The organism is Acinetobacter sp. AB03 (assembly GCF_058107045.1).
In genome coordinates this window covers 2644565-2658772 of the sequence record NZ_JBUEBA010000002.1, presented here as the reverse complement: position 1 = coordinate 2658772, position 14208 = coordinate 2644565, and the positions used below count along the sequence as shown (strand labels likewise).

Sequence of the window (14208 nt, the reverse complement as noted above, 5' to 3'; positions counted from 1 at the left end):
TTCTGGGTTTGCGTTTGGCCGCGCCAGCGGTAGTCGCTGGCCAATGATACATTACCTGAAAAGCTTAAAGCGGGAGAGCTTTCATCTCCAGTAGCAAAAGCATAACTTGAATAGAGCGGTATAAGGCTAAAAAGTAGATGGTATAATTTTTTCATAACACTTTAAATTAGTAGTCATTGAAGTAATGTATGTTATGGTTTAATTTATTGATATATAATAAAATTATCGTAAATTTTGCGTAAAATAAGTATAAAATTTAAGATGAATATTTTTTAAAGTCGCAGATTCAAATCCCAAGTGCAACACATTTGTAGTTAGTTGAAAAAGTTAGGTGTATTCATAGAATCATTAGACTTTACCGCAAGGAAGGGTTTTGCCAATGCACGGTTTGAAACGGATATAGAGGAAGGGTTAGAGGTGCTGGAGGAATACTACCCTGAACAAGAACAAAACCGTACGGTGGAGCAACAAGCTTCGCCTGAAGGGTTTGTGCAGGGTATTCAGCAGGGGTTGCAGCGATCAGTCAGACCCGTCAATTAATCGATTGGTTGGAAAAGAGCAACTTTCTAGGTTGCTCTTTTTTTTTACGACATTATAAGACGTAGCAGTTGTTAAAGGACTATTTTAGCTAAAGTTATCCCGTTAAAATGACAGGACTTTATTAATCTCTATTTTTTTTGTTAAGTGCATGACTTTTAATAGGTCATTGATATGCTAACTTAGCAACATTGTTTAACATTAAGTATAAAACCAAAGCGGTTGATCTTGGATTGAGGAAATAAAATGCATTCATTGGAACAAAAGTTTCTAAATGACTTAGATGACAAGCTTTGGAAAGCCGCCGATAAATTACGCAGCAGTCTGGATGCCGCTAACTACAAGCATATTGTTTTAGGACTGATTTTCTTAAAGTACGTATCAGATGCTTTTGATGAACGGCAATCTGAACTCAAAGAATTGTTTGCACAAAAAGACGATCACAACATCTATTACATGCCGCGTGATCAGTACGACAGCGAAGAAGAATACCAACAGTCTATTGCTGATGAACTAGAAATACTGGATTACTACCAAGAAAAAAACGTATTTTGGGTGCCAAAAGCAGGCCGCTGGTCAAATATCCGTGATGCAGCAGCTTTACCAATTGGCTCAATCATTTGGCAAGATGAACAAGGACAGGACGTGAAGTTACGCTCTGTATCTTGGTTGATTGATAATGCCTTTGATGAAATTGAAAAAGCCAATCCAAAACTGAAAGGTATTCTGAATCGCATCGGACAGTATCAATTAGATAATGATAAGTTACTAGATCTGATTAATACCTTCTCTGATACCAGTTTCACTCAGCCTGAATACAACGGTGAAAAACTAAATCTGCACAGTAAAGATATTCTTGGACATGTCTATGAATACTTTTTAGGACAATTTGCCTTAGCTGAAGGCAAGCAGGGTGGGCAATATTACACACCTAAAAGTATTGTTACCTTAATTGTTGAAATGTTACAGCCTTATAAAGGGCGCGTATATGACCCAGCAATGGGGTCAGGCGGATTCTTTGTATCTAGTGAAAAGTTCATTGAACAACATGCACAGGAAAAGCGTTACAAAGCGTCTGAACAGAAAAAGCATATTTCTATCTATGGTCAGGAGAGCAACCCGACCACATGGAAACTGGCAGCCATGAACATGGCGATTCGCGGGATTGATTTTAATTTCGGTAAAAAGAATGCAGACAGCTTTTTAGAGGATCAGCATCCAGACTTGCGTGCCGATTTTGTCATGGCTAACCCACCTTTTAACATCAAGGATTGGTGGCATGCTTCTTTAGAAAATGATGTGCGTTGGAAATACGGCACGCCACCGCAAGGTAATGCCAACTTTGCTTGGATGCAGCACATGCTGCACCATTTGTCACCTACAGGCAGTATGGCATTGCTACTTGCCAATGGTTCGATGAGCTCAAATACCAATAATGAAGGTGAGATCCGTAAGAACCTGATTGAAGCCGATCTGGTGGAATGTATTGTTGCATTACCAGGACAACTGTTTACCAACACGCAAATTCCAGCCTGTATCTGGTTTCTAACCAAGGACAAAAAGAATGGCTTGTCTTTAGATAAAAAGAAAGCCAACCGTGAAGGCAAGACTCTGTTCATCGATGCCCGTAATTTGGGCTATATGAAAGATCGCGTACTGCGTGACTTTACCGATGCAGATATTGCTAAAATCACCAATGCTTTACATGCTTGGCAACAAGGCGAAAATTTTGAAGGCGAAGCGTATCAAGATGAGAAAGGTTTCTGCTTCTCTGCTGAGTTAAAGGATATTCAGAAGCACGATTACGTACTGACTCCGGGACGTTATGTTGGTGCAGTCGAGCAGGAAGATGATGGCGAGCCATTCGCTGAGAAAATGCTGCGTTTGACTGCTCAGCTCAAAGAACAATTTGCTGAAAGTGCTGTCTTGGAAAGTGAGATTAAAAAGAATCTAAAGGGCTTGGGCTATGAGTTCTGATCATCCTTTATTGCTGGAAATTCAGAAGGGTGAAAGTCAAGCCCTTGAATTTAAAGAGCAATTACCGAAAGGGCAACAGGTGGCAAAGACCCTGATTGCTTTTGCCAATACCAGTGGTGGTAAATTGGTAGTGGGTGTAAGTGATGATCGCCAACTCGTAGGTATTCAAGATGATATTTTTGAGTTGCAAGATCAGATCACTTCGATGATCAATGAACTCTGTATGCCCAACATTCTGCCGTATATCTATATCGAGAATATCCAAGGCATAGAGTTGCTGGTGATTGAAGTCAGCCGTGGTTCATTGTTGCCTTATTATCTCAAGCCACAAGGCAAGGCACAGGGGACTTATATCCGTTTAGGTGCAAGTAATCGTGTGGCATCGCCTGAGTATATCCAGCAACTTGAATTGCAACGTCTGAACCAGACTTTTGATGAGCAGCCGAATCCGCAATACAGTTTAGATGACATCGATTTACAGCCTTTAAAGCAAGCCTTTGCTGAGCTGGGCAAAGAACTGTCTTTGCAGAAAATGCGTAATCTTAAATTGATCATTCAGCAGAATGGACAGGATTACCCAAGTCATGGGTTACTCATTTTGTTGGGGCTTTATGAGCAGGTTGAGATTAAATGTAGCCGCTTTAAAGGCACGACCATGACGGTGTTTTTGGATAAAAAAGAATACCGTGGAGACTTATTTAGTCAGTTGAAGCAAACAGAGCAATTCATCAAGAATCATCTGCATCTACGTGCTGAAATTTTAGGGTTACAACGTACAGAAAGTTATGAAATCCCCATTCCTGCCATTCGTGAAGCCTTGGTGAATGCAGTGTTGCATCGTGACTATAGCAATGCAGGGCGTGATATCAAGGTTGGCATTTATGATGACATCCTGAATATTGTATCGCCGGGTGGTTTGCCCAATGGTCTGACTGAAGAGGATTTAGCGCAAGGTCGTTCAGAGATTCGTAACCGTGTCTTGGCCCGTGTGTTTAAAGAGCTGGGTTATATCGAGCAATGGGGCAGTGGGATTGCCCGGATCAAAGATCTTTGTTTGCAAGCAGGCAATCCCGAACCTCAACTGAAAGCACAAGGTGATTTTGTCGATTGGGAGTTTTACCGTCCTTCGATTGAGCAATTAGGTGGCTCAATAGGTGGCTCAATAGGTGGCTCAATCCAAGAAACAATGCTGACAGATCGTCAAAAAGAGATTTTAGTTTTGATTCAAAAAAATCCGAAAGTTTCCTATCGTGCTATGGCGGAGCAGCTCGGTATTAATGAGTCAGCAGTGAAAAAGCATCTGAATCATTTAAAAGATGCAGGCTGGCTTGAGCGTATGGGTGGAACTCGTGGGCATTGGGCGATTAAAAAAGAATTTGGGGAATGTAGTGAGTAATAAAAATTATGTGCCATTAAATGAATTTATACTTTTACAAAGAGGATTTGATTTGCCTCAGAGTGACAGGATTTCTGGAGATATACCTGTCGTAGCATCTACAGGAGTAGCTGGATTTCATAATGAATATAAAGTTGATGCACCAGGGGTTGTAATTGGTAGAAGTGGCAGTATAGGGGGAGGCCAATATATTAAAGAGAAATTTTGGCCTCTTAATACGACTTTGTGGGTTAAAGACTTCAAAGGACATGATGCCAGATATGTCTATTATTTGCTGAAAAGTATAGATTTTCATCGATTTAATGTTGGAACAGGTGTTCCAACATTAAATCGCAATCACTTATCAAGTGTTTTGGTCAAAAACTTAGGATATATAAATGAAAAAGTAATAGCCAAAACTCTTGGTGATCTAGATGACAAAATCCACCTCAACAATCAAATTAACCAAACCTTAGAATCGATTGCCCAAGCCCTCTTTAAAAGCTGGTTTATCGACTTTGACCCTGTCCGTGCCAAAATTGTAGCAAAACAAGAAGGGAACAATCCTGAGTTTGCTGCGATGTGTGTTATTAGCGGTAAAAGTGAAGTTGAGCTTCAGCAAATGGCTGAAGATGATTTGGCGGAATTGCGAGCAACTGCTGCACTGTTTCCTGATGAATTGGTAGAAAGTGAGTTAGGGGAAGTACCGAAGGGGTGGGAGGTTACGCGGTTTAGTAATATTGTTGAAAAGTATATTGATAATAGAGGTAAGACTCCTCCTATTCAGTCGGAAGGGATTCCTTTATTGGAGGTAAAACATTTACCAGAATTCTCTTTAAATCCTGATTTAAATACTGACAAAAAAGTGAGCTTAGAAACTTTTAATACTTGGTTTAGAGCACATTTACAGGAAAATGATTTGATAATGTCAACAGTGGGCACTATAGGTCGCCTTTGTATTGTTCCTGCTAATAGAACTCTAGCAATTGCACAAAATATATTAGGATTAAGATTTAAGTTGAATAAAGTAAATCCACTATTTATGTATTATCAAATGAATAGCGCCAAATTTAGGAATGATGTAGATGCTAGATTGGTTATTACTGTTCAATCGAGTATTAAAAGAAAAGACTTGGAAACTATAGATTTATTGCAACCAGATATTAAAATTCAAAATATTTTTGCAGAAAAGATAAAACCATTTGTATTATCACAGCAGTCAGATGAATCTTTAAAATTAATTGATATTAGAGATGCTTTATTGCCAAAGTTATTGTCGGGTGAGATTACTTTAATTTCTGATGAAGATAGAAAATAGTGTATGTGAGATGAAGAATGATTAAAGATTTTGATTTAGAGAACTATGGGCCAATTATTAGTTCTCATGGTAAAAATTTGGGACAAATTAACTTAATTTTGGGTAAAAACAGCACAGGGAAAACTTTTCTGCTCAAAGCTTTATATAGTGCGATACGTAGCCATGAGGAGTCCAATAGAGGGAAAAATAATCAAGAGTTTTCCGATGTTTTGAGTGATAAATTATATTGGACATTTCAAACAGATAAAATTGGTGACATAGTTACCAAAGGTGAGGGCAAAAAGCTCTCAGTATCAATTAGCTTGGATGACAATAGCTCACTTGGATTTAGTTTTGGAAAAGATACAACTGTTAAAGTAAGTACTATTCACAATAATCTGACCAAAAGAGAATCTAATTCAATTTTCCTACCTCCTAAAGAAGTATTGTCACTGATTGATGTTATTCATAAGTCGGCAGTAATCGATAAATTATTTGGCTTTGATGCAACTTATGTCGATCTAATTACTGCTCTTAAAATTCCTACGCAAAAGGGGCGTAATTCAGATGCGTTTGTAAGCTCTCGAAAACAGTTAGAAAATATGTTTTCAGGGAAGGTTGAATTCGATAATAAAAGCCAAAGCTGGATTTATAAAAAAGGAAATAGTAAGTACTCAATGATGGCTACAGCTGAAGGTGTTAAAAAGGTTGCAATTCTTGATACTCTTTTAGGTAATCGCTATCTTGATAAAGATTCCATTGTATTTATTGATGAACCTGAGTCTGCTTTGCATCCGACAGCAATTGTGCAACTGTTAGATATAATTAGTGTTCTTGCTAAAGCTGGTATTCAATTTTTTCTTGCTACTCACTCTTATTACGTTATCAAAAAATTGGTATTAATTGCTCATCAGTATCAAATGCCTATTCCAACTTTTATGGCAACAGAAAATGGAAGTTGGCAACAAACCTGTTTGCTTAATGATGGTCTACCTGATAATGAGATCATTAATGAGTCAATTCGACTTTTTGAAGCTGAATTTCAAGGGGTTTGATTATATATGATTTTTTTTGAAGAGTCAGGAGTGAGCTTTGGTTCTTTCCCACGTGATGATTTTTATAAAATAGAACATTCCAAAGGCCATAAATCTCTAGGTAATGGTTTTAAAATGGTTGAGTTTACTTATTTAAAAAATCAAAAGATGTTTATGGTTGAAGCTAAATCGAGTATACCAAATCCTAGGAATACATCCGATTATGAGAATTATTGGAATGAAATTTTTGAGAAGTTTGAAAATGCACTACCATTACAAATGATGGGGTGTTTAAAACAAAACTCTATTGTAGAGCAAGAGCTACCATCTAATCATAAACTTATTGATTGGCAAAAAGCTACAATTCAATTAAGGCTAATTATACCTAAAGTACCTAATCAACATTTACCCCAAATAACTGACAAATTTAGACAGCGTTTACATAAAATAAAAAAATTATGGAATATTAACGATATGAATATATTTGTAATAAACGAGGAAAAAGCACGTAAAGAAGGCCTGGTGCTTTAGAAACTTAAACTTTATCTATCAGAAAAACTTAAAGACAACATACCAGGTAATATTAATCATGAACGAAACACAACTCGAAAACCTTTGCCTTGATTGGTTCGCCGAAAATGGCTGGGAAGTCGTTCATGGTATTGATATTGCACCTGATAGTAGCACTCCTTTACGCAAAGACTATAAACAGATTTTACTGGAAGCTGATGTTCTGGCCGCTTTTGAACGCTTGAATCCGCATTTACCTGTAAGTTGTTTTGAGCAAGTTCTGCAAAAGCTGAATCAACCTGAAAGTCTGGACTTGGTGACCAATAACCGTGCCTTCCATCGTATGTTATTGGAAGGTGTATCTGTCACCTATAAGAAACAGGATGATTGGGTACATGACCATGCCTTCTTGGTGGACTTTAATCATGTGCATCAAAACCGTTTTGTTGCGGTCAATCAATTTACCATTCTAGGTGTGAAGCAGCCGCGACGCCCTGACATCATCTGTTTTATCAATGGTATTCCGTTTGCCGTGTTGGAGCTAAAAAGCCCAACCGATGAAAATGCAGATATCTGGGATGCCTTTAACCAGCTGCAAACTTACAAAGAAGAAATCTCCGATCTGTTTGTCTTTAATGAAGCCTTGGTGGTGAGTGATGGGGTAACGGCTCGTGTCGGTTCACTTACGGCGAATCAGGAACGCTTTTTACCGTGGCGTACCATTAAGAATGAAGATGATAAACCTGCTTTAGAATGGGAACTAGAGACAGTTATTCGAGGCTTCTTTGATCGAGAGTTGTTTCTGGATTACATCCGATTTTTTGTGTTGTTTGAAACAGATAGCGAAAAGACTATTAAGAAAATTGCAGGCTATCATCAGTTCCATGCAGTACGCGAAGCCGTACAGGCTACCATTACAGCAGCCAATCCAACCGGAGACAAAAAAGCAGGTGTTGTTTGGCATACCCAAGGTTCGGGTAAAAGTATTTCCATGTGCTGCTATGCGGGGAAACTCTTACAACAGCCTGCTATGCACAACCCGACCTTGTTGATCGTAACCGACCGTAATGACTTGGATGGACAGCTCTTTGAAACTTTTAGTAATGCTCAAGAACTATTAAAACAAACGCCAGTACAAGCCAATAACCGCGATGAGCTGAGACAGCTTTTAGCTGAGCGTGAGTCAGGTGGCATCATCTTTACCACGGTACAAAAGTTTGCATTATTGGAAGGTGAGAGTGAGCATCCATTACTGAATGGACGCCACAATATTGTGGTGATGTCAGATGAAGCACATCGTAGCCAATATGGTTTGAAAGCAAAACTAAATAATGATGGCACATACAAGTTCGGCTATGCCAAGCACATGCGTGATGCTTTAAAGAATGCTGCTTTTATTGGCTTTACTGGAACCCCTATTTCGAGTGAGGATAAAGATACCCGAGCTGTCTTTGGTGATTATGTTTCCATCTATGACATTCAGGATGCCGTGGATGATGGGGCAACCGTCCCGATCTACTACGAATCACGCTTGGCAAAGCTGGACATCAATCAGACTGAAATTGAAGAGCTATCTGATCAAGTCGATGAGGTTGTAGAAGATGAAGAAGATGTTGGTAACCGAGAAAAGACTAAAAGTGAGTGGAGCCGACTAGAAAAGCTGGTGGGTGCCACACCACGGCTGAAACAGATTGCTGCGGATTTAGTCGCACACTTTGAAGCCCGTACAGAAGCCACGGCGGGTAAAGGCATGATTGTGACCATGAGCCGTGAGATCTGTGTCCACCTTTACAATGAGATTATTGCCTTACGTCCAGATTGGCATGACCCTGATCCTGAAAAAGGCAAAATCAAAATTGTGATGACGGGTTCAGCTTCAGATAAACCATTATTACAGCCGCATATCTACAATAAGCAAACTAAAAAACGCCTTGAGAAACGCTTTAAGGACGTAAACGATCCTTTACAACTGGTGATTGTACGCGATATGTGGCTTACAGGTTTTGATGCACCGTGTACGCACACCATGTATATAGATAAGCCAATGAAAGGCCATAACCTCATGCAGGCCATTGCACGTGTGAACCGTGTCTTTAAAGATAAGCAGGGTGGACTAGTTGTTGACTATATCGGCATTGCTAATGAATTGAAGCAAGCCTTAAAAACCTATACCGATGCCAAAGGTAAAGGGGAACCAACATTACGTGCAGAAGAAGCTTATGCGGTTCTTGCTGAAAAGATGGATGCGATACGGGGAATGTTTGCCAAAACCAATGAACAGGTTGGCATGGATTTAAGTGCTTATGAAACTCAGGCACACCGACTGATTATCCCCGCAGCCAACTATGTGCTGAGCTTAAAGGATGGTAAAAAGCGTTTTCTTGATTTAGTCCTGGCAATCAATAAAGCCTTCTCTTTATGCAGCACCTTGGATGAAGCGAAGAACCTGCACAAAGAAATTGCCTTTTACTCAGCCATTAAAGCGGTCATTAGCAAGCATACCTCTGTAGATCGTAAACTGTCGCAAGCGGAAAAGGACAGTACACTAAAACAGATTCTGGATAATGCTGTCATTGCAGATGGGGGTAACAGATGTTTTTGCAATGTGTGGTTTAGATAAACCAAACATTGGCTTGCTTTCAGATGAGTTCTTAGAAGATGTACGGCAGATGCCATACCGTAACTTGGCAGTTGAACTGTTGGAAAAGTTACTCAATGATGGCATTAAGGCAAAGACACGAAACAATGTCGTGCAGGAAAAACGCTTCTCTGATCGTTTGCAGGAAACCTTGAGGAAATACAATAACCGAGCTATTGAAACCTCTCAGGTCATTGAAGAACTCATTCAAATGGCAAAAGAGTTTCAGGCCGAAATGCAGCGTGAAGCTGCACTTGGTTTGAATCCTGATGAAATCGCTTTCTACGATGCCTTGGCGAATAATGAAAGTGCGGTCAGAGAGCTTGGAGACGATACGCTGAAACAGATCGCACGAGAGATTACAGAGAAGCTACGGAAATCAACGACTGTCGATTGGCAGGTTCGGGATAGTGTGCGTGCTCAGCTGAAAATATTAGTACGTCGTACTTTGCAGCGTTGGAAGTATCCACCTGATAAAGCAGCTGAAGCGATTGAGTTGGTGATGAAGCAGGCTGAGCAGTTGTCGAATGCTTGGACGACTAGCTAAAAAATCATTTATAAAGAACGTAATTTACACAAAATAATTTACATGCTCTTCTTGGGCGAAACCTTTGAAAAAATAGATAAAGTTACAATAACCAATGTATTTTGGGGGGAACAATGCGTATCGAAAAAGTTAGAGTTGAGGGGTATAGACTTCTTGAAGATATTGAGATTGTATTAGAAAAGAATTCAACTGTGATTGTTGGGCGAAATAATAGCGGAAAAACATCTTTTACTAGCATATTTGATTGTTTTTGTGGTGAGTCAGGAGCCCGTTTTAGGTTGGAAGATTTTTCTAGTTTGTCTCGTGAGAAGTTTTTAAATGCAAGAAAATTGAAAGAAGAGGGGGCAAGTCCAGAGCAGATATATAATACACTGCCTATAATCACTCTTTCTTTGACATTTCGATACGATAGTGATGCCCCGACTTTAGGACCTCTTTCACCATTTATCATTGATTTAGATATGGACTCTACAACAGCGATTGCTTGTATTGAATATAGGCCTGTCTTAGCAAAAATGCATTTGTTGTTTGATTTACCTCAACCACCAGTAGGTATGGAACCTCAAATACATTTTTTTAAGTGTTTACGTAATAATTTATCAAAAATTTACGAAGTGCATGTTAGTGCGATAGATCCGACGGATAAGTCTAATAAGAGAAATTTCGAGGGTACTTCAGCATTCGCAGCATTATTACAATGTAACTTTGTTCAAGCACAAAGAACTCTTGATAAGACAAAGCTTGGTGAGGCTGATGTTATCGGAAAATTACTTAGTGAATTGTTTAAAACAGCTGCTGCACCAACGGCTACAGAATCTGATCAAGAGTTAGCTGCGAAATTAAAGAAATCTGTTGAAGATATTGAGCTTAATGTTCAAAGTGATTTTGACAAAATGCTCAAAAAGTTATTACCTGTTATGGGGGTGATGGGTTTTCCAAGTCTTAATGATACTGAATTAAGGCCTGAAACTTCATTAAATGTAGAGGCACTTTTGTCTGGGCATACAAAAGTTGTTTATAGCGGTACAGATGGTGTGCATTTACCTGAGGGATATAATGGTCTTGGTACGCGAAATTTAATCTATATGCTGCTACAACTTGAAAGCTATCACAAAATTTACCGATCTCAAATTACTCGCCCTTCAGCCCATTTGATATTCATTGAAGAACCTGAAGCTCATTTGCATCCACAGATGCAGGAAGTTTTCATTAATCAATTAAATGCTGCTATTCAAAAGCTTTCGAGTGCCTATCCAGCAGAAGACGTTTGGAATGTTCAGTTTATTATTACTACACATTCTTCTCATGTTGCTAATGCGGCATGTTTTGATGCAGTAAGATATTTCTATAACCAGAAAGATTCAGTGAAAAGTATTAGAAATACTAAAGTTAAAGATTTTAAAAAGGGCATGCAAACAATATCTTCTGCTGATAAAGAGTTCTTGCATAAATACATGACTCTGACTAAGTGTGATCTTTATTTTGCAGATAAAGTGATTATGGTTGAAGGGACAACTGAACGGTTATTAATGCCTCGCCTCAGAGAATTAGTTGATATATCCTTACCAGAACATCAAAAATTAGCAAGCCAGTATGTAACTTGTATTGAAGCTGGAGGGGCTCATGCTCATGTTTTTTATCCACTCCTCGACTTTCTTGAACTTAAGACTCTAGTCATTACCGATTTAGACTCAACTAAAATGGTGGAAAAAGAAAATAAGAAGAAAGTAAAAACCAAAATATGGGAAAAATGTCCAGTAGCTCAAGGTGAGAGAACCTCTAATGCGGCTATCAAGGATTGGTTTCGTCCTAAAGATTTAGATGAAAAAGTAATTTGGCAAATATCTCCAGCTGATTTAATTGCTAAAAATGCCATAGAAAAGCAGGTTAACTTTCGTCGAATTGCCTACCAAATCCCTGAAGATCCAAAAACTAATATTTGTGCAAGAAGCTATGAAGATGCTCTTATTTTAGCGAACCTTAATCAATTTCCATTACCAAGTGAAGACGATGTTGCTACAGAAGCTTGGGAATATGCGCAGGGACTTACTAAAGCGGATTTCGCTTTAGAATATGCAATTCGTGTAAAAGAATGGGTTGTACCTCGATATATTCGAGAAGGCCTGATTTGGCTTTCTGAATCTGATGTTCCTATACAAAATTTAGAACCATTAGACAAAGGAGGAGCAGCATGAGTCAGATTAAAGAAAATCCTGCACTAGTTGCTGCACAAGAAGCTCAGAGAAAGATCAATCAGGCTCTAGATGCGGGTTATAGTTTTAGACTTGAAGCAGGTGCGGGAGCAGGTAAGACATATTCTTTGGTAGCTGCACTCAAGAGACTAATCGACGAACGTGGTTCAACGTTAGTACAGTCAGGCAAAAAAGTTGCTTGTATTACTTATACAGAAGTTGCACGCAATGAGATTGCTCAAGAAATTGAAGATCATCCGGCAATTCTTGTTGACACAATTCATGGCTTCTGTTGGGCATTCATTCGTCAATTTCAGAAGGCAATACGTGATTTGGTAATTGAACTAAAGGATAAAAAAGAGAAAGTTGAACAAAGTGGGGGGATTGGATCACAGTTAGTAGAATATGATCTGGGATTCTTTAGTGTAGATGAGATGCGCATTACACTTAATCATGATGATATTCCTGAATTGATGGCAATGCTTTTGGCTAAGGAAAAGTTTCGGATGTTATTTAGTCAGCAATTTCCAGTAATTTTTATTGATGAATATCAAGATACTCATCGTCAATTTATGGATGCTATTACTGATTATTTTTTAAAGTCGAAGACTGGACCAATCATAGGTCTTTTCGGAGATCATTGGCAGACTATTTATAGTAGTGAGTATGAATTAGCTGAATACCCAATTGAAGAAATTGCAAAGGGTTCAAATTTTCGATCAGTTCCTGCTGTAGTAAATGTTCTAAACGCTTTACGCCCAGAGCTTCCACAAGTTGTTAGCTTACCAGAAGCCAAAGGTGAAGCTCGGTTTTTCCATACTAACAGTTATAATGGGCCTAGAACGAATACAGCACATTCAAAGGAAGATTTACCTTCTGACATAGCACGTAGTTGTCGTGAAGAGTTGATGGCTAGGTTAAGAGTAGAGGGGTGGGACTTAAAAAAGACAAAAGTATTAATGCTTAGTCACAATGTTTTGGCAGTTGAACAAGGTTATCCGAAAATTGTTGAATTATTTAGAGGTCGTACAGAACAGTTTACAAAAAAGGAAGATCCGGTCATTAGGTTCTTTGCTGAAGTAATAGAGCCAATGTGCATGGCTTATAGTTCATCACATTACGGAGATATGTTTAAGATATTGGGTGCTAGACCTGCTATTACAAAACATGAAGATAAAATGTTGTGGCGTAGAGATATGGATCGATTGCTAAAGTTGAGAATAGAAGGGACTATTGGTCAAGTTATAGACCATTTAAAGATTACTAAACGTCCATCTCTGCCTGATCGTATACTTAGAAGAGAGGAAGAGCTTATTTCATTGATGGGCATACCTGAAGTTGAAATGTCTTCAAGACCACAACGTTATAAAAAATTAAGAGAAATCCCGTATAAAGAAGTTATCGAGGTTACAAGATTTATTGAAAAGTTAACCCCTTTTGCAACCCAGCATAGTGTTAAGGGTGCTGAGTTTGATAATGTATTGGTAATCTTAGGTGGAGGGTGGAATCATTATAATTGGCCTCAGCTTCTTGAGCTACTTGAAACTAAAAAGCTGACTAAGACAAATATGAAAGGTTTCTATCGTGCTCGGAATCTTTTCTATGTATCTATATCTCGCCCAATGACGAGACTTGCTGTGCTGGCAACTCAGTCATTGTCAGACACTGCACTTCTTACAGTGAGTAATCTTTTTGGAAGTGAGAATGTTGAAGAGTTAAGTTTTGGTACATAAAATAGAATTTACGCCAAATTTACACCATAAATTATTTTATACAATTTAAGTTGTTGATATTAATTTGTTATTTTATTTTAAGTGTCCAATCCATCATCGGCGCAACACTAATTCGTGGAGATTGAGGGGTTTCAATGGTTTTGTCAGTATTCATTAAAAAATCAGGCTCTTGATCAGTGTTTATCAGCTTTTGTCTGCAAAGACATGGTGAACAACCTATGTCTTAGAGCGGAAGCGGTGCAAAGAAATATGTGGGAAATTACATGAAAATCAGATGTCGCAAAGCCAAAGCGTCAATCCATTTATTGAGCAAGATACAGCACAATGTAGTGAGCTGAAATGCATTCATTACCGATAGGAGGATCTTT

The 14208-nt window shown here is 38.7% G+C and carries 7 protein-coding genes and 3 pseudogenes; 9 read left to right on the top strand and 1 reads right to left on the bottom strand.

Annotated elements, in window-relative coordinates:
• A pseudogene (locus ACY3FQ_RS13465) lies at window positions 1-155 on the bottom strand (TorF family putative porin); the annotation flags it as partial.
• 196 nt (window positions 156-351) lie between these two features.
• Between ACY3FQ_RS13465 and ACY3FQ_RS13460 the strand changes: the two are divergent.
• The 9 genes and pseudogenes from ACY3FQ_RS13460 to ACY3FQ_RS13420 all read left to right on the top strand — a co-directional run.
• Window positions 352-540, top strand: a pseudogene (locus tag ACY3FQ_RS13460) (hypothetical protein); the annotation flags it as partial.
• 243 nt (window positions 541-783) lie between these two features.
• On the top strand, window positions 784-2514 hold the full coding sequence (locus ACY3FQ_RS13455) for a class I SAM-dependent DNA methyltransferase (protein WP_005400782.1): 1731 nt from the start codon (window positions 784-786) through the stop codon (window positions 2512-2514).
• Window positions 2504-3910, top strand: coding sequence for an AlbA family DNA-binding domain-containing protein (locus tag ACY3FQ_RS13450; protein WP_005400781.1), 1407 nt, complete (start codon window positions 2504-2506; stop codon window positions 3908-3910). The genes ACY3FQ_RS13455 and ACY3FQ_RS13450 overlap by 11 nt, the downstream gene beginning before the upstream one ends.
• Complete coding sequence (locus ACY3FQ_RS13445; RefSeq protein WP_005400780.1) at window positions 3903-5207, top strand: restriction endonuclease subunit S; 1305 nt, start codon at window positions 3903-3905, stop codon at window positions 5205-5207. The genes ACY3FQ_RS13450 and ACY3FQ_RS13445 overlap by 8 nt, the downstream gene beginning before the upstream one ends.
• A gap of 17 nt (window positions 5208-5224) precedes the next feature.
• Entirely contained in the window at window positions 5225-6241 is a 1017-nt protein-coding gene (locus tag ACY3FQ_RS13440) for an AAA family ATPase (RefSeq protein WP_005400779.1), read from the top strand.
• Between the two features lie 6 nt (window positions 6242-6247).
• On the top strand, window positions 6248-6751 hold the full coding sequence (locus tag ACY3FQ_RS13435; protein ID WP_005400778.1) for a hypothetical protein: 504 nt from the start codon (window positions 6248-6250) through the stop codon (window positions 6749-6751).
• 58 nt (window positions 6752-6809) lie between these two features.
• A pseudogene (locus ACY3FQ_RS13430) lies at window positions 6810-9915 on the top strand (type I restriction endonuclease subunit R).
• A gap of 113 nt (window positions 9916-10028) precedes the next feature.
• Window positions 10029-12110: an ATP-dependent nuclease gene (locus ACY3FQ_RS13425; protein WP_005400776.1), complete on the top strand. Its 2082-nt coding sequence runs from the start codon at window positions 10029-10031 to the stop codon at window positions 12108-12110.
• Window positions 12107-13840 (top strand): UvrD-helicase domain-containing protein, encoded by a 1734-nt coding sequence (locus ACY3FQ_RS13420; RefSeq protein WP_005400775.1) that lies wholly within the window; start codon window positions 12107-12109, stop codon window positions 13838-13840. Before ACY3FQ_RS13425 ends, ACY3FQ_RS13420 begins: the two co-directional genes overlap by 4 nt.
• Window positions 13841-14208 lie beyond the last annotated feature (368 nt).